Source organism: Lysobacter sp. GCM10012299 (assembly GCF_042649405.1).
In the GTDB taxonomy this organism is placed as follows: Bacteria; Pseudomonadota; Gammaproteobacteria; order Xanthomonadales; family Xanthomonadaceae; genus Lysobacter_J.
On sequence record NZ_JBHRZC010000001.1, the window covers coordinates 452,601 to 469,441 of the forward strand.

Below are 16,841 nucleotides of genomic sequence, written 5' to 3' on the forward strand. Positions count from 1 at the left end.
GGAAGCCATGCGCGATGACGAAGTGCCGAACAAGACCGATGCCGGGCGCGAAGAGATCCAGCTGCGCACGCGCAAACTGCCCAACGTATTGCGTTCGATCCTGCTGCTGGTCGATGGCCAGCGCAGTGCCGGGCAACTGCGCGACGTGATCGCGGGATTGCGCGGGCCGCCCGATGGGCTCGAGCAATTGCGCGCGCTGGGACTGGTCGACGTGCCGCAGACGATGGCGGCCGTTGCGGCGGCCACCATTCCGGGGCGGGTGACGGGACAGTTCCTCGCCGCCGCGGTGACGGCGGCAGTGGCTCCCGGCTCGACGGCCGGCAACGGCAGCGGCGGCGGTTATGCCCCGCTGTACACGCAGATGTCCGAGACGGTGCGCGAGCACCTGGGCATGCGCGGCTATTTCCTGCAGCTGAAGATCGAGCGCTGTACCGACGTCGGCGAACTGCTGGCATTGCTGCCGGACCTGTACACGGCCCTGGCCAAGGCCCACAACGTCGGATTCGCCGGCGAGATGGAGCGGCGACTGCGTTCGCTGGCGACGGCCTAGGCCGTCGCCACGCGGACGCACTGGCTCAGGCCAGGCCTTCGTCCTTCAATGCCTTCTGCACGCCCGGGTCGGCCTCCATGCGCTGCTTGAACGCCGCCAGGTTGGACAGGCCACCCAGGTCGATGCCCAGGCCATCGGCCCAGCGCAGCGTGATGTAGAGGTAGGGGTCGGCGAAGCTGCGGAAGCCGGCCAGCCACTGCTTGCCGGCCAGCTGCCGGTCGGCGATTTCGAACTGGCTGCGGATGCGCTGGCGCGCGGTGGCCTTGACCGCCTCGAACTGCGACTCGTCGCCGATGAAGGCGGCCGGGCCGAACAGCGGCTTGAATGCCGGGTGCAGGTCGGAGTTGACGAAGGCCAGCCAGCGGGCGGCCTCGCCGCGCTGGCGCGCGCTGCCGTCACCGGCGAGGCCGGCTTCGGGATAGCTGTCGGCGATGTAGCCCATGATCGCGGCGTTCTGGGTCAGCACGAAATCGCCGTCGACGACGGCCGGCACGGCGCCGGTCGGGTTGATCGCGAGGTAGGCGGGCGCCTTCATCGAGTCCTTGTCGAGGACTTCGTATTCGAACGGCTGGCCGGTCCACTCCAGGGCGATGTGGTCGGCGGTCGAACAGGCACCGGGCTTGGTGTAGAGCTTCATGGCGAACTCCGCGGGGGCGATGGGCAATCAGCCACTATCGCCGACTCGTCCCGCGTGCTCAACGCCACGGCTGCAACAGTCTGTGGGCGGCTTCAGGCGAAGCCGCATTTCATCATTTCGCCTCAGGTGCGGCGCGGCTTCAACGACTGCACCTTGTAGAAGGTGTGGTCGCCAATGGTGGCCACCTGGTAAGCGGTGCGCCAGCTCGGGCTGGCGATGGCATGCGCGGCGAAATGGCTGGCGCCGGGCACGATCTCCTTGCGCTGGCCGGGCGGAAGGGCCCAGTTGCGCTCGGCGTCGAGGGCCACGGTGACGGCCTCGCCCCATGCCTCGGTGTTGGTCAGGCGCGTGCCTGGGGCCACCAGGGTCGGTGCGAACTGCTTGCGGGCGGTGACCACGTCACAGACCGTGTTGCCCCACAGGCCGCTGTCACGGCGGCGCAGGGCCACTTCAGCCACTGCCTTCTGGCCGGTGACGGACTGGTCACGGGCTTCCAGGTAGACGGTGGTGCTCAGGCACAGCGAATCAGCGGTTTGTGGCGGAAGCACGGAGGCCAGCCACAGTATCCAAGCCAGTTTCATCTAATCGGACTCCTTGCTCCGTTGCGCCGTTCCGCAGCGAGGTCGCCGTCCCTTTTGGGAAACACGGCAACTGCGGCGCGAACCGGCATGGCGTACTGGGGAGGGCAGCGGGCTCTGCGGCACGCTTTTGCCCCTTCACCTAAACCGCGCAGAAGGCGCGGGCGGTGTGGGTCGCCACCAAGGGGGTGGCTGAAAAGTTGGCGCAAGGTAGCGGCGGAAGTATAAATGCCAGCTGAATGGCTAATTCGTAACCATCGGATTGTCTTGGGTTTTTTATCTGAACAGGACGCTGAAAGCCCCGTCCCGTGGGGCTCTCAGCGTCCCGGCGCCGGCGCCTGTCAGAGCGTCGCGGCGAGTCGCGAGGCCTGTGCGATGGCGCGTTTTGCGTCGAGTTCGGCGGCCACATCGGCTCCTCCGATCACATGGGTGACCGTGCCGGTACCGGTCAATTGACCCTCCAGGGGCTTGAACGGCTCCTGACCCGCGCAGATCACCACGTGGTCGACCGGCAGGGTCTGGTCGCTGCCGTCGACCCGGATGTGCAGGCCTTCGTCGTCGACCCCGAGGTACTCCACCCCGCCGAGCATGCGTACCTTCTTGGCCTTGAGCGTGGCCCGGTGGATCCAGCCGGTGGTCTTGCCGAGGCGGGCGCCGGGGCGGCCCGGGCTGCGCTGCAGCAGCCAGACTTCGCGGGCGGGCGACTCCGGTTGCGCCGCTGCCAGGCCGCCACGGCTGGCGCCGTCGTAGCCCAGGTCGACGCCCCACTCGGCGCGCCAGCGGGCGGCGTCGACCGCGTCGGGGTCGGTGGGGCCCGCGTGGTGCACCAGGAACTCGGCCACGTCGAAGCCGATGCCGCCGGCACCGATCAGGGCGACCTTGCGCCCCGGCACGACCCGCCCGCTGAGGACGTCCAGGTAACTGACCACCTTGGGATGGTCGGCGCCGGCGAAGTCGACCTCGCGCGGACGGATGCCGGTGGCGAGCACGACGTCGTCGAAGCCGGCGAGGGCGCCCGTGTCGGCGCGGGTGTTGAGGCGCAGCTCCACGCCGGTCTGCTCGATGCGGCGTGCGAAATAGCGCAGCGTTTCGTGGAACTCTTCCTTGCCCGGGATGCGCTTGGCCAGGTTGAACTGACCACCGATCTCGCTGCCTGCTTCGAACAGGGTGACGCGATGGCCGCGCTCGGCGGCGATCGTGGAGCAGGCCATGCCGGCCGGTCCGGCGCCGACCACGGCGATGCGACGCGGCGACGTCGTCGGCGTGTAGTTGAGTTCGGTCTCGGCGCAGGCGCGGGGATTGACCAGGCAGCTGGCGGTCTTGTTTTCGAACACGTGGTCCAGGCAGGCCTGGTTGCAGGCGATGCAGGTGTTGATGTCGTCGGCGCGCTGCTCGCGCGCTTTGTTGACCCACTGCGGGTCGGCCAATAGCGGACGCGCCATCGACACCATGTCGGCGTCGCCGCTGGCGAGCACGCGTTCGGCGACCTGCGGCATGTTGATGCGGTTGGTGGTGATCAGCGGCAGCGATACGTGCGGCTTCAGGCGGCCGGTGATGGCGGTGAACGCGGCGCGCGGCACGGAGGTGGCGATGGTCGGGATGCGTGCTTCGTGCCAGCCGATGCCGGTGTTGATCAGCGTTGCGCCGGCGGCTTCGATGGCCTTCGCCTGCTGCACCACTTCATCCCACGCCAGTCCTTCGTCGACGAGGTCGAGCATCGACAGGCGGTAGACGATGATGAAATCCGGGCCGCACGCTTCGCGGATGCGGCGGACGATCTCGATGGCGAAGCGCATGCGCTTGGTGGCGTCACCGCCCCAGGCGTCGTTGCGTTTGTTGGTGCGCGGGGCGGTGAACTGGTTGAGCAGGTAGCCTTCGGAGCCCATCACTTCGACGCCGTCGTAGCCGGCTTCGCGGGCCAGTTGTGCGGTGCGGACGAAGGCGCGGATCTGGCGTTCGACGCCGCCGGCCGAGAGGGCGCGGGGGGTGAAGGGGTTGATCGGGGCCTTGAGCTTGCTCGGTGCGACCTGCAGTGGGCTGTAGCCGTAGCGGCCGGCGTGGAGGATCTGCAGGCAGATGCGGCCGCCGTGGCTGTGGACGGCGGTGGTGACCTGGCGGTGGCGGTTCACTTCCCAGGGCCAGCGCAGGGTGCCGCCGAAGGGTTTGAGCCAGCCGGCGAGGTTGGGCGAGAAGCCGCCGGTGACGATCAGGCCGACGCCGCCGGCGGCGCGTTCGCCGAAGTAGGCGGCCAGCTTGGGGAAGTCGGCGGCTTTGTCTTCCAGTCCTGTGTGCATCGAGCCCATCAGCACTCGGTTGCGCAGGGTGCAGAAGCCGAGGTCGAGGGGTTCGAAGAGGCGGGGGTACAGCGGGTGCGGGGTGGCGGTGCTTTCGAGGCTCAGGGGGCTGGCGGCCGTCATGGCGAATACGCTGGCGTACGGAAGCGGGCACGATGCCGGGAAAGCTTGCTGGCTTCAAGCTGCTTGGCGAGCTGTCGTCTGCGGACGGGCGCCGTCCGCCGGGCCGGGGATTGCTCCGCCCCTTAGTCAGACATCCTGTCTGATGCGGGGCGTGGGCCATCCATGGCCCACTGCGGATCAATCCCCGGCCCGTCGGCCGACGCTCCGGCATGTCATTGCCCGGTCTTCGGCACTTGCTCGTCATTCCCGCGAAGGCGGGAACCCATGGACGTTGCTCTTGCCCTCATCCCCGCGAAGGCGGGGACCCAGTGTCGTTGCTCGTTGCCGTCACCAGCCCGACAGCACCAGCTTGCCGATCGTCGTGCCCGATTCCAAGCGCCGGTGTGCTTCGCGAAGGTTGGCGGCGTTGATCGGGCTGAGGGCGTCGTGCTGCGTGCCGTGCAGTTCGCCGCTGTCGATCAGGCTGGCGACGCGGTCGAGGATGCGGCCTTGCTCGTCGATGTCGGCGGTGCCGAAGCGGGTGCGGGCGAACATCATTTCCCAGTGGATGCCGATGCTCTTGGCCTTGTACGGGTCGCCGATGCGCAGCGGTTCGGAGGGTTCGACGATCAGGCCGACGTGGCCGAGCGGGGCCAGCAGTTCGCCCAGTACGTCCCAGTAACGGACGGTGTCGGCGAGGTTGAGTGCGGCGTCGATCGTGGTGAAGCCCAGTGCGGCCAGTTGCGGTGGCAGGGGTTGGCGGTGGTCGATGACGTGGTGGGCGCCCATCGACTTGCACCATTCGATGGTTTCACTGCGCGATGCGGTGGCGATCACGGTGAAGCCGGCGCGCCTGGCGAGCTGGATGGCGATCGATCCGACGCCGCCGGCGCCGGCGATGATCAGCAGCGATTTGCGCTCGCCGCCGTGCTCGCTGTCGAACGGCATGCGCTGGAACAACAGCTCCCACGCGGTCAGCGCGGTCAGCGGCAGTGCGGCCGCCTGCGCGGCATCGAGCGACTTCGGTGCGTGGCCGACGACGCGTTCGTCCACCAGTTGCAGTTGCGCGTTGCTGCCGGGACGGGTGATGTCGCCGGCGTAGTAGACGCGGTCGCCAGGAACGAAGCGGGTGACGTTCTCGCCGACGGCTTCGACGATGCCGGCAGCGTCGTAGCCGAGCACTTTGGGTTGCGCTTCCACGTGCGGCTTGGGCGAGCGTACCTTGGTGTCGACCGGGTTGACCGAGACGGCTTCGATGCGCACGAGCAGGTCGCGGCCGGTCGGCGCGGCAGGATCGGGAAGGTCGACGTCGACGAGCGATTGCGGATCGTCGATGGGGAGGTAACGGGTGAGGGCGATGGCTTTCATGCGGCTCAGACCGGCGAGGGGTTGCGTTCGCCGAAACCGGCCTGGTGCCAGTACGGGTACACCGCTGTCACGGCGCTGGCTTCGTCGAGCGAGGCGACCTGTCCGGGCGTGAGGTTCCAGCCGACCGCGTCGAGGTTCTGCCGCAGCTGCTCTTCGTTGCGTGCGCCGATCACCACGGTCGATACCGTCGGGCGCTGCAGCAGCCAGTTCAATGCGATTTGCGGCACGGACTTGCCGGTCTCGGCAGCGATCGCGTCGAGTGCATCGACGACGCGGTACAGGCGCTCCTCATCGACCGGCGGGCCGTAATCGGCCGTGGCCGACAGGCGCGTCACGTCCGGTCGCGGCTGGCCGCGGCGGATCTTGCCGGTGAGGCGGCCCCAGCCGAGCGGGCTCCACACCACCGCACCGACGCCCTGGTCGAGGCCGAGCGGCATCAGCTCCCATTCGTAGTCGCGACCGATCAGCGAGTAGTACGTCTGGTTGGCGACATAGCGCGACCAACCGTGGCGCTCGGACACGGCCAGCGACTTCATCAGGTGCCATCCGGAGAAATTCGATACGCCCAGGTAACGGATCTTGCCGGCGCGAACCAGGTTGTCGAGGGTCGACAGGGTTTCCTCGATCGGTGTGCGCGCGTCGAAACCGTGCAGCTGGAACAGGTCGATGTAGTCGGTGCCAAGGCGCTTGAGTGCGTCGTCGACGGCGTTGATGAGGTGGAAGCGCGACGAACCGACGCTGTTGGGGCCGTCGTCGAAACGGAACGTCGCCTTGGTCGAGATCAGCACCTTGTCACGGCGGTTCTTGATGGCCGCGCCGAGGATGCTTTCGGCCAGTCCACCGGAGTAGACGTCGGCGCTGTCGAACATGTTGAGGCCGGCATCAAGGCAGATGTCGACCAAGCGCGTCGCTTCGGCGACGTCGGTGTTGCCCCACGAACCGAACAGTTCGCCCTTGCCGCCGAAGGTGCCGGTGCCGAAGCTCAACGCGGGGACGCGGAAGCCGGAGTTGCCGAGAAAGCGGTATTCCATCGTTGCGGTTCCTGGAGTCAGTGTTCGTGGTGGACAAGTGGTGGTGCGGAAGTGGCCACTGCCGGTTCGTCGCCGAGCAGGGCGCGCAGATCGATCGAGTCGGCCATCGCCCGGTAACCGGCGTCGCCGGGATGGAGATGGTCGCCCGAGTCATACGCGGGCAAGAAACGGGCCGGATGCGACGGGTCGCGGGTGACTGCGTCGAAATCCAGCACGGCGTCGAACTCGCCGCCGTCGCGGATCCAGGTGTTGACGGCCTGGCGCACGCGTTCCTTGTCGGCGCCGTAATAGCCGCGCATCGGAGTGTCCTGCAAGGCACCTTCAAACGGCGTCAGCGTCGCACCGACGATGCGCACGCCGCGTGTATGGGCGCGGGCGATCAGCTGGCGGTAGGCGGCGATAAGGTCCTCGACGCGCGCGGCCGGGTCCGATGGCGCAAACGCCGTGCCATTCCAGGCGATGTCGTTGATGCCGATGAAGACGACGGCAGTCGCCACGCCCGGTTGCGACAGCACGTCGCGATCGAAGCGGGCCAGTGCGTTGCTGCCCATCTTGTCCTGCAGCAGGCGTGCGCCGGAGATGCCGGCATTCAGCACGGCGACGCCCTCTCCCGACAGACGGCGAGCGAGGACATCGGGCCAGCGGCGGTTGCCATCGACCGTCGACATGTTGCCGTCGGTGATCGAGTCGCCCAGCGCGATCACGGTGCGTGTGGCAGGGGCGGCTTCGACCTGGATCGCCGACAGGAACACGCGCGTGCTCAGCGTCGTCCCGGATTGGATCGCCGCGGCGGCGGTCTGGTCGCCGGCACCGACGTAAGTGGTCTGCCGTGCGTCCCAGTGGAACGTCGACGGCGGCGTCGGTTCGGGCAGGTAGAGGCTGACGGTGACATCGCCAAGCGCCTTCACCTCCAGCTCGACCGGATCGCTGAGCATCGGCGCGCCGGGCGGGATGGTCACCGAGGTCTTGCCACCGAAGGTGAGCGGGCGATCGCTCGCCGCGACGATGCGGCCATCGGGCGCGCTGCCGGCGATGCGTGCCGCCCCGATCCGCAACGGCTGCGTGCCGTACTCGTTCGACAGCAGCACGCGCACGCGGCGTCCGCCGATGCTGACGCGCGCGGTCTGCCGCACGGTCTGGTTCCAGAGGTGGTAGGGAACGTTGGTTGGCAGGACGAAGTCGCCGGCCCATAGCGGCTGCGGGCTGGCGGTCCAGGTGGTGGCCCAGGTTGCGGGCGCATCGGCATTGGATTGCGCCGGCGCTGCGCCGGATGCGGCCAGTAGCAGCGCGGCCAGCAAGGTAGGGGAAGCAAGTTGGTTCATGGCACGCAATTCCTTCGCGATTTGATGATCAGTCGATCAGGGGTGCTCGGGCACGCAAGCAGCGGGAAGCTGCGCGCGACGCTCTTGCGCGCTTTCCAGACGCACGCTCCACAGCGCGACCGCGAGGCCGGCCACGGTCACCGCCGCTGCCGCCCACGTCACCGCCTGCAGGCCCGGACCGCGTTCGATCACCACGCCACCGAGCCAGGCGCCCATGGCATTGCCGAGATTGAAGGCGGCGATGTTGAAGCTCGAGGCGAGGTTCTGGCCGGCACCGGAGGCGTGGCGCAGCACGCGCAGCTGCAAGGGCGAGACCGTGGCGAACGCGGCGATGCCCAGCGCGGCGATGAACGCGACGATGGCGAACGGGTTGTGCAACACGAAGCTCATCAACGCCAGCACGATGGCCAGTGCAGCCAGCGTGCCCAGCAACGCCGGCGTCGGCGTGCGGTCGGCGAGGCGGCCGCCGAGCAGGTTGCCCACCACCATGCCCGCACCAAACAGCAACAGGATCGGCGACACCGCCGCTTCGGAGAATCCGGCAACGCTCGTCAGCAACGGCTGGATATAGGTGATCACCACGAACACACCGGCGAAGCCGAGCATCGTCATCAGCAGTCCCAGCAGGACCTGCGGGCGCACGATCGTGCGCAGCTCATCGCGCACTGCAACCGTGGCCTGCTGTTCGCGGCTGCGCGGCACCAGCAGCGCGATCACCAGCAACGAGACGATGCCGACCACGCTCATCGCCCAGAAGGTCGAACGCCAGCCCAGGTGCAGGCCGAGCCAGGCGCCGGCCGGCATGCCCAGCAGCGTCGCCAGGGTCAGGCCCGAGAACATGATGGAAATGGCCGAGGCCTTGCGGTCGGCGGGCACCAGCCCGGTCGCCACGACGGCGCCGACGCCGAAGAAGGTGCCGTGGGTCAGCGAGGTCAGCACGCGCGCCGCCATCAGCGTGGTGTAGTCCGGTGCCAGTGCACAGGCAGCGTTGCCGATCGTGTAGATCGCCATCAGCGCCAGCAGCACCGCCTTGCGCGGCATGCGCCGGGTCAGCAGGGTCAGCACCGGGGCGCCGACGAACACGCCCAGCGCGTAGCCCGACACGAGCATGCCGGCGGCGGCGATCGAGACGTGCAGGTCGGCGGCAACCTGCAGCAGCAGGCCCATGATCACGAACTCGGCGCAGCCAATGCCGAACGAACCGGCGGTCAGGGCGAACAGCGCCACCGGCATCCGACTGGATGGCGAGGCGGGCAGGGAGGGGGCGGTGGCGAGGGCCATGCTGCGGCGTCCACTTCATATAGGAAGGTGCGCAGGCTAGGCCTTTGCATATTCTGCGGAAACGGCCTATATGGCTAATCAGTTTCAATGAAGCGTTGATAATCGACCCATGGACCGCATCGGCGACATCAGCCTGTTCCTGCGCGTGCTCGACCTGGGCTCGATCAGTGCCGCCGCGCGCAGCCTCGACCTGTCGGTCGCGGTGGCCAGCCAGCGCCTCAAGCGGCTCGAGCGCGACCTGGGCGTCCCCCTGCTGCACCGGACCACCCGCCGCCTGCACGCCACGCCAGAGGGCGCCGCGCTGGCCGAGCAGGGGCGGGCGCTGGTCGAGGACCTGGAGACCCTCACCAGCAGCCTGGGGCTGGGCGGCAGCGAGATCACCGGCACCCTGCGGGTGACCACCTCGGCCTCGTTCGGGCGCCTGTACGTGTCGCCACTGGTTCCCGAGTTCCTCGAGCGGCATCCACGGGTGCGCCTGAGCCTCAACCTCAACGACCAGATGGTCGACCTGGTCAGCTCCGGCTTCGACCTGGCCATCCGCATCGGCGAACTGGCCGACTCCAACCTGGTCGCACGCCGGCTCGCGCCCAACCGGCGCGTGCTGTGCGCGTCACCGGGTTACCTGCGCCGCCACGGCACGCCGCGCACGCCGCAGGACCTGGCCGACCACGACTGCGTGATGCTGGTTGGCAGCCAGGGCCGGCAGGACGTCTGGCGGATGAGTGACGGTGCCGGTGGCGAGGTCGCGGTGCGCGTGCACGGCCGCATCGAAAGCAACTACGGTGAAGTCGTGCGCGATGCCGCCGTCGCCGGACTGGGCATCGCCCTGCATTCGACCTGGCACGCCTCCGATGACCTGCGCAGCGGCCGCCTGCAGATCGTGCTCGCCGACTATCCCGTGGCCGAGACCGGCATCTACGCCGTGATGCCGCAACGGCGGCTGGTGCCGCCGCGCGTGCGCGCGTTCGTCGACTTCATGGAGGAACGGTTGGCGCAGGTGCTGCCGCGGGATTGACGGTCGCGTGCAGCGTCAGTCGAACGCGAACGCATCCAGCGCCAGCGATCCCAGTTGGTGCGAGCGATGGATCGCGCGCACGGAGGGCGTGTCGCCCGCCGCGCCGAGTGCGACGAACAACGGCATCAGGTGCTCGACCGTGGGATGCGCGTGCCTTGCGTGCGGCGCGCGCTGTTGCCAGTCCAGCAATGCCGGCCAGTCGTGCGCCGACAGCATCGTGTGCATCCAGTCGCCGAACTCCTGCGCCCATGGCGCCAGCGGTGCCTGCGGATGCTTCCAGTCGAGGTCGCCGAGGTTGTGCACGAAGCCGCCCGATCCGATCACCAGCACGCCTTCATCGCGCAGCGGCGCCAGTGCCTGGCCGAGCGCGAAGTGTTGCGCCGCGTCGCCGTGCGGCATCACCGAGACCGGCACCACCGGCACGTCGGCATCGGGATACATGCGCAGCAGCGGCACCCACACGCCATGGTCGAGGCCGTGGTTCTCGCGCACGCGCGGATTGAGCCCGGCGTCGGCAATACGCCGGGCGATCTCTTCGGCCAGGTCGGGCGCGCCGGGGGCCGGGTAGCGCAACTGGTACAGCGGCTCCGGGAAGCCGCCGAAGTCATGCACGGTGTGCGGCTGGATGTGCCCGCCCACCATCGGCCGGTCGGTCATGAAGTGCGCCGAGACGACCACGATCGCGCGCGGCCACGGCAGCTCGCGGCCGAGGCCATCGAGGAAGCGGCCGGCAGGTGAATCCTCGACCGCCAGCATCGGCGAGCCGTGGGAGAGGAACAGGGTCGGAAGGCGGGTAGGGACGTCCATGCAACAAGGGTGGGCCTGCGGCGCGGCTTTTCCAAGCGCCATGCGCATGCCGGTGCGTTCCGCTGCCAGCGGCAACGATGCTGCCTCACATCGGGGCCACTGCCGCCCTTCGACAATGCTGCCCTTCGACAACGCGACGCCGCGTTCAAGGGACCCGCCATGAGCCACCCCGACCTGCGCTCCGCAGTCCGCCCGCCGCCGGATGCGCCGATGGTGGATATCGCCGACTACGTCATCGACTACCGCATCGATTCGCAGGAGGCCTACGACACTGCCCGCTACATGCTGCTCGACTCGCTGGCCTGCGCGGCGCTGGCGATGGATCACCCCGAGTGCGTCAGGCACCTGGGGCCGCTGGTGCCCGGTGCGGTGCTGCCGGGCGGTGCCCGCGTGCCGTTCACCGCGCACGAACTCGATCCGGTCCAGGCCGCGTACAACATCGGCGTGCAGATCCGCTGGCTCGACTTCAACGACACCTGGCTGGCGGCCGAGTGGGGGCATCCGTCCGACAACCTGGGCGCGATCCTCGCCGTGGCCGACTACCTCGGCCGCAGTGGCCATGCCATCACCGTGCGCGACGTGCTCGGCCACGCCATCAAGGCGCACGAGATTCAGGGCTGCTATGCCCTGAAGAATTCCTTCAACCGCGTCGGCCTCGACCACGTGATCCTGGTGCGCCTGGCGTCGACTGCAGTGGCCACCTCGATGCTCGGCGGCGGCAAGGAGCAGATCATCAACGCCATCTCGCACAGCTGGATCGACAACGGCGTGCTGCGCACCTACCGGCATGCGCCCAACACCGGGCCGCGCAAGAGCTGGGCCGCAGGCGATGCCTGCCGCCGCGCGGTGACCCACGCACTCAACGCGGCCAAGGGCGAAGTCGGTTACCCGAGCGCGTTGAGCGCCACCACGTGGGGCTTCCAGGACATCGCATTCGAGGGGCAGGCGTTCGAGTTCGAGCGGCCGTTCGGCAGCTACGTGATGGAGAACATCCTGTTCAAGATCAGCTATCCGGCCGAGTTCCATGCGCAGACCGCGGTCGAGTGCGCGATGCAACTGCACGCGCAGGTCGGCTCGCGCATCGAAGCCGAAGGCGTGGATGCCATCGAAGCGATCGTCATCCAGACCCAGCAAGCGGCGATGCGCATCATCGACAAGACCGGCCCGCTGGCCAACTACGCCGATCGCGACCATTGCATCCAGTACATGGTCGCCGTGCCACTGCTGTTCGGCCGGCTTCGCGCCGACGACTATGGCGACACCGTGGCGGCGGACCCGCGCATCGACGCGCTGCGCGCCACGATGCGGGTGGAAGAAGATCCGCGATTCACCCGCGATTATTTCGATCCCGACAAACGGTATATCGGCAATTCCGTTCAGGTCTTCTTCAAGGACGGAACGCAAAGCGAAAAGTTCACCATCGATTATCCGGTCGGACACCGTCGCCGTCGCGGCGAAGGTATTGACCTGCTGATGGGCAAGTTTGAAGCGGCAATTGCGGGAAAACTGCCGCAAAGCCAGGCAGCGGCACTGTTTGCGCTGGCGGCCGACAGCGAGCGTCTGCTGGCCCTTCCGGTGACCGACCTGATGAACGGCCTGCGTTGCTGAATCCTGACCGATTGCCTGACGTTGGTCGGGGAACTTCCGGGTTTGTTAGATCACCGTTAACACCGCTTTCACATAGGCAAACTTAACCTCCGCCCCGATGGCGTCGTCTGGCGGCCGTCCTAAGTGGGAACCTCGCAGACGCTGTTTCCGTTTTTATGATCAAGGAGCTGGATATATGAATAAGAAACTCCTCTGCGCCGCCCTGCTGGGTGGTCTGAGTCTGGCCCAGGCTGCCGCTGCGCAGGAATTCGACGATCGCTGGTACCTGACCGGCGCTGCCGGCATGAACATCCAGGACAACGATCGCGGCACGCGCAATGCGCCGTTCGCTTCGCTCGGCGTGGGCAAGTTCCTCAACCAGAACTGGTCCATCGACGGCGAACTGAACTATCAGAATCCGAACATGGACGACAACCAGGATCTCAACTGGAGCCAGTACGGAATTTCGTTCGACGGTCGCTACCACTTCGTCCAGGAAGGCCGTAACTGGGCGCCGTACATCCTGATGGGCCTGGGCTACCAGCAGGCGGAGCAGGAGTACGACAACTTCCCGAACCCGAACTCGCCGATCCAGCGCGACGAAGGCAATCTCGCCGCCAAGGTCGGCCTGGGTATCCAGAGCGCCCTGTACGGCAAGCGCGCCGCGATCCGCACCGAGCTGGCCTACCGCGCCGACTTCGACGACAACGGCGACTTCACCAACTCTCAGGGTGTAAGGCTCGGCGACAACGACGACTCGTGGTACGGCGATCTGCTGGCTTCGGTCGGCGTCGTGATCCCGCTGGGTCCGCCGGTTGTGGCGGCTCCGCCGGCCCCCGCCGCACCGAGCTGCGCAGACCTGGATGACGACGGCGACGGCGTCAACAACTGCGACGACAAGTGCCCGGGTTCGCAGGCCGGCCAGACGATCGGTCCGGACGGTTGCCCGGTGCCGGTGTCGATCGACCTGAAGGGCGTGAACTTCGACTTCGACAAGGCCACGCTGCGTCCGGACGCCGTCTCGATCCTCTCCGAGGCCACCGAGATCCTGAAGCGCTATCCGGAACTGAAGGTTGAAGTCGCCGGTCACACCGACCAGTGCGGCAAGGACGCGTACAACCAGAAGCTGTCGGAGCGTCGCGCCACCACGGTGTACGACTACCTGACCAGCAATGGCGTGGATGCTGCTCGCCTGGTGGGCCCGATCGGTTACGGCGAGAGCCGCCCGCTCGAGGACATGGGCCAGGCCTTCCCGGCCTGCAAGAGCGAGAAGAACCGCCGTACCGAGCTGAACGTGCAGAACTAAGCTCGATACGCGGACGCTTCGGCACTCCGCAAACTTCGAAGCCCGGCCTCGTGCCGGGCTTCGTCGTTTATGAGGGCATGGCTTAGCAGACTTTTTCCCGAAAAAACGTTAACCAGTATTAACATTTACAATCACGGTGTATGATCGCCGCCGTCAGTGACCCCCTTGGCCCCCGCCAAGGCCGATTCAGCTACCGCAACGCGCTTGCTGCAGTACGCCTGTATTTCCCCGTCCGTTTCTGACTGATCAAGGAGTGACACATGAAGACCCGTTTGTTGAGCACGGCCCTGCTGGCTGGCCTGGCCGTTTCCCAGGTCGCCAGTGCCCAGGAGTTCGATGATCGCTGGTACCTGACCGGCACCGCCGGCATGAACATCCAGGACAACGATCGCGGCACCCGCAATGCGCCGTTCGGCGCGCTTGGCGTTGGCAAGTTCATCGCACCGGAATGGTCGCTGGATGGCGAGCTCAACTACCAGAACCCGAACAACGACGCCAACCAGGACCTGCGCTGGAGCCAGTACGGCATCTCGTTCGACCTGCGTCGTCACTTCCTGGCCGAAGGCCGCAACTGGGCGCCGTACCTGCTGATGGGCCTGGGCTACCAGCAGTCGGAAGAAGAGTTCGACGCCAACCCGAACCCGAACTCGCCGGGCCAGCGTGACGAGGGCAACCTCGCCGCCAAGGTCGGCGTCGGCCTGCAGACCGCCCTGGGCGAGCGCGTGTCGCTGCGCACCGAAGTGGCCTACCGCGCCGACTTCGACGACGGCAGCGTTTCGGCTCCGGACGAAGACTGGTTCGGCGACGTGCTGGCTTCGGTCGGCGTCGTGATCCCGCTGGGCCCGCCGCCGGTGGCTGCTGCCCCGGCTCCGGCTGCGCCGAGCTGCGCAGACCTGGATGACGACGGTGACGGCGTCAACAACTGCGACGACAAGTGCCCGGGTTCGCAGGCCGGCCAGACGATCGGTCCGGACGGTTGCCCGGTGCCGGTGTCGATCGACCTGAAGGGCGTGAACTTCGACTTCGACAAGGCCACGCTGCGTCCGGACGCCGTCTCGATCCTCTCCGAGGCCACCGAGATCCTGAAGCGCTATCCGGAACTGAAGGTTGAAGTCGCCGGTCACACCGACCAGTGCGGCAAGGACGCGTACAACCAGAAGCTGTCGGAGCGTCGCGCCACCACGGTGTACGACTACCTGACCAGCAATGGCGTGGACGCTGCTCGCCTCGTGGGCCCGATCGGTTACGGCGAGAGCCGTCCGCTCGAGGACGTGGGCCAGGCCTTCCCGGCCTGCAAGAGCGAGAAGAACCGTCGTACCGAGCTGAACGTGCAGAACTAAGCTCGCTGCGCGGACGCTTCGGCACTCCGCAAAAACTTCGAAGCCCGGCCTCGTGCCGGGCTTCGTCGTTTGTGAAGGCTGCATTTCGTGATGCTCGCGTGATGCCGCTGATCAGCTGAATTTCTGCTGCTTTTTTGCATGTGCTTGCGGTTGTCGCACACGACGGTGGCGCCTACACTGCCGACGCAACCCTGGAACGTCTGGTTCCCGGGACGAATGGAAGGAGCCGTGCCATGCGCGCGATGATCGGTGTGTCGTTGTTGTTGCTCGCAGGAGTGGCGCAGGCGCAATCCGCGCAATGCGGTTCGATGGCGGCACCTGCGTTGCCCATCCGCCCGACCGTGGTGGCACCGATCGCGCCAGAACTGGTCGTGCCCAGCCATCAGCTCGGTGCACCGACCGGCGTGCTGTCGCAAGCCTTCGACGAAGCGCTCTCCGTTGACCAGGTGCTGTTCCGCCTGCGACTGGAAGGCTGCCAGGTGGCCAAGGCATTGCCGGCGGCAGCGCCCGCCGCGGCGATGCCCAGTGCAACCGATCCTGCCGCATACAAGCCCAAGACGCAGTTCGACAACACGCCGTGGCGTTTTGACATGAACCAGAACGGCAAGAAGATGACGGCCGAAGAGTTCGACGCGTGGATGAAGGCCAAGGGCGTGCGCGTGGCCAAGGGCAAGGGCGCTGCAGTTGCGCCGGCTGCGACCACCACTCCCGTTGCGCCTGCCGCACCGGCCAAGGACGAAAAGAAGTGAGTAATGCGGGGCGCGCTGGCGCCCCGTCGTCCACGCCTCGCCACGGCCTGGCGCGCGTGCTGTCGAAGCAGGGCGTGTGTTCGCGCAGCGAAGCCGCGCGCTGGATCCAGTCCGGCCGCGTCGCGGTCGATGGTCGCGTGATCCGCGATCCGGAGTTCCCGATCGTGCAGGGCCGCCACCGCATCGTCGTCGATGGCCGCGACCTCGACCAGGCGCCACGCATCCACCTGATGCTCAACAAGCCGCGCGGCCTGGTCACCACGACGCAGGACGAGCGCGGGCGCGATACCGTCTATCGATGCTTCGACGGCGCCGGCCTGCCGTGGCTGGCGCCGGTCGGCAGGCTCGACAAGGCCAGCGAAGGCCTTCTGCTGTTCAGCAACGACCCGGCCTGGGCGGCCCGGATCACCGATCCGGAAACCGGCCCCGACAAGACCTACCACGTGCAGATCGACACCCTGCCGGACGCTGCGTTGCTCGACGCCCTGGTGGCCGGCGTCGAGGAGGAAGGGGAGTGGCTGCGCGCCAGCCGGGTCAACCTGCTGCGCAGCGGAGAGCGCAACGCCTGGCTGGAGATCGTCCTCGACGAGGGCCGCAACCGGCAGATCCGCAGGCTGCTTGCCGCGTTCGACGTCGGCGTATTGCGCCTGGTCCGGGTCGGCATCGGCTCGCTGGCGTTGGGTGAGCTCGGCAAGGGGCAATGGCGTGAATTGAGCGAAGCCGAAGTGGCGGCGTTGGTTTCGCCTCCCTGTTCATCTGTGTGATGGGCAGGCGGCGTTGAATCCGCAGTGTCGGATTGTGGGCCGCATCACTCTTTTAACGTTTCCTTTGCGCCGTTTTGACGCCTACACTGCGGCCAACTTCGTCGTGGGGA

The 16,841-nt window shown here is 67.4% G+C and carries 15 protein-coding genes; 7 read left to right on the forward strand and 8 right to left on the reverse strand.

Annotated features, from left to right (window positions below):
- Positions 1-7 precede the first annotated feature (7 nt).
- Positions 8-550, forward strand: coding sequence for a hypothetical protein (locus ACFOPO_RS02295; protein WP_386700427.1), 543 nt, complete (start codon positions 8-10; stop codon positions 548-550).
- A 25-nt stretch (positions 551-575) separates the two neighbouring features.
- Here ACFOPO_RS02295 and ACFOPO_RS02300 read toward each other — a convergent pair whose 3' ends face one another.
- The 7 genes from ACFOPO_RS02300 to ACFOPO_RS02330 all read right to left on the reverse strand — a co-directional run bounded on the left by ACFOPO_RS02300 (position 576) and on the right by ACFOPO_RS02330 (position 9,163).
- Positions 576-1,187 carry a glutathione S-transferase N-terminal domain-containing protein gene (locus ACFOPO_RS02300; protein WP_386700429.1) on the reverse strand — a complete coding sequence of 204 codons (612 nt, stop codon included), beginning with the start codon at positions 1,185-1,187 and terminating at the stop codon, positions 576-578.
- A 122-nt stretch (positions 1,188-1,309) separates the two neighbouring features.
- A complete protein-coding gene (locus ACFOPO_RS02305; RefSeq protein WP_386700431.1) occupies positions 1,310-1,768 on the reverse strand; it encodes a cell wall hydrolase in 459 nt (152 codons plus the stop codon).
- Between the two features lie 338 nt (positions 1,769-2,106).
- Positions 2,107-4,182: an FAD-dependent oxidoreductase gene (locus tag ACFOPO_RS02310; protein ID WP_386700433.1), complete on the reverse strand. Its 2,076-nt coding sequence runs from the start codon at positions 4,180-4,182 to the stop codon at positions 2,107-2,109.
- Positions 4,183-4,509: 327 nt separating this feature from the next.
- Positions 4,510-5,529, reverse strand: a complete 1,020-nt coding sequence (locus tag ACFOPO_RS02315; protein ID WP_386700435.1) for a zinc-binding alcohol dehydrogenase family protein — start codon at positions 5,527-5,529, stop codon at positions 4,510-4,512.
- A 5-nt stretch (positions 5,530-5,534) separates the two neighbouring features.
- A complete protein-coding gene (locus tag ACFOPO_RS02320; RefSeq protein ID WP_386700437.1) occupies positions 5,535-6,560 on the reverse strand; it encodes an aldo/keto reductase in 1,026 nt (341 codons plus the stop codon).
- A gap of 17 nt (positions 6,561-6,577) precedes the next feature.
- Positions 6,578-7,882 (reverse strand): SGNH/GDSL hydrolase family protein, encoded by a 1,305-nt coding sequence (locus ACFOPO_RS02325; protein ID WP_386700439.1) that lies wholly within the window; start codon positions 7,880-7,882, stop codon positions 6,578-6,580.
- A 36-nt stretch (positions 7,883-7,918) separates the two neighbouring features.
- On the reverse strand, positions 7,919-9,163 hold the full coding sequence (locus ACFOPO_RS02330) for an MFS transporter (RefSeq protein ID WP_386700442.1): 1,245 nt from the start codon (positions 9,161-9,163) through the stop codon (positions 7,919-7,921).
- 109 nt (positions 9,164-9,272) lie between these two features.
- On the opposite strand from ACFOPO_RS02330, the gene ACFOPO_RS02335 reads away from it, so the two are divergent.
- Entirely contained in the window at positions 9,273-10,178 is a 906-nt protein-coding gene (locus ACFOPO_RS02335; protein WP_386700445.1) for a LysR family transcriptional regulator, read from the forward strand.
- Positions 10,179-10,193: 15 nt separating this feature from the next.
- On the opposite strand, the gene ACFOPO_RS02340 is transcribed toward ACFOPO_RS02335, so the two are convergent.
- The gene (locus tag ACFOPO_RS02340) at positions 10,194-10,985 is read right to left on the reverse strand and encodes a DODA-type extradiol aromatic ring-opening family dioxygenase (RefSeq protein WP_386700447.1); all 792 of its coding nucleotides are present in this window, start codon (positions 10,983-10,985) and stop codon (positions 10,194-10,196) included.
- A 159-nt stretch (positions 10,986-11,144) separates the two neighbouring features.
- Here ACFOPO_RS02340 and ACFOPO_RS02345 point away from each other — a divergent pair, with 159 nt between their 5' ends.
- From ACFOPO_RS02345 to ACFOPO_RS02365, 5 genes are all read left to right on the forward strand, one after another.
- Positions 11,145-12,593 (forward strand): bifunctional 2-methylcitrate dehydratase/aconitate hydratase, encoded by a 1,449-nt coding sequence (locus ACFOPO_RS02345; protein WP_386700449.1) that lies wholly within the window; start codon positions 11,145-11,147, stop codon positions 12,591-12,593.
- Positions 12,594-12,768: 175 nt separating this feature from the next.
- The gene (locus ACFOPO_RS02350) at positions 12,769-13,878 is read left to right on the forward strand and encodes an OmpA family protein (RefSeq protein ID WP_386700451.1); all 1,110 of its coding nucleotides are present in this window, start codon (positions 12,769-12,771) and stop codon (positions 13,876-13,878) included.
- Between the two features lie 260 nt (positions 13,879-14,138).
- A complete protein-coding gene (locus tag ACFOPO_RS02355; RefSeq protein ID WP_386700453.1) occupies positions 14,139-15,218 on the forward strand; it encodes an OmpA family protein in 1,080 nt (359 codons plus the stop codon).
- Positions 15,219-15,451: 233 nt separating this feature from the next.
- A complete protein-coding gene (locus ACFOPO_RS02360) occupies positions 15,452-15,967 on the forward strand; it encodes a hypothetical protein (protein ID WP_386700455.1) in 516 nt (171 codons plus the stop codon).
- The gene (locus ACFOPO_RS02365) at positions 15,964-16,731 is read left to right on the forward strand and encodes a pseudouridine synthase (RefSeq protein ID WP_386700457.1); all 768 of its coding nucleotides are present in this window, start codon (positions 15,964-15,966) and stop codon (positions 16,729-16,731) included. Before ACFOPO_RS02360 ends, ACFOPO_RS02365 begins: the two co-directional genes overlap by 4 nt.
- Positions 16,732-16,841 lie beyond the last annotated feature (110 nt).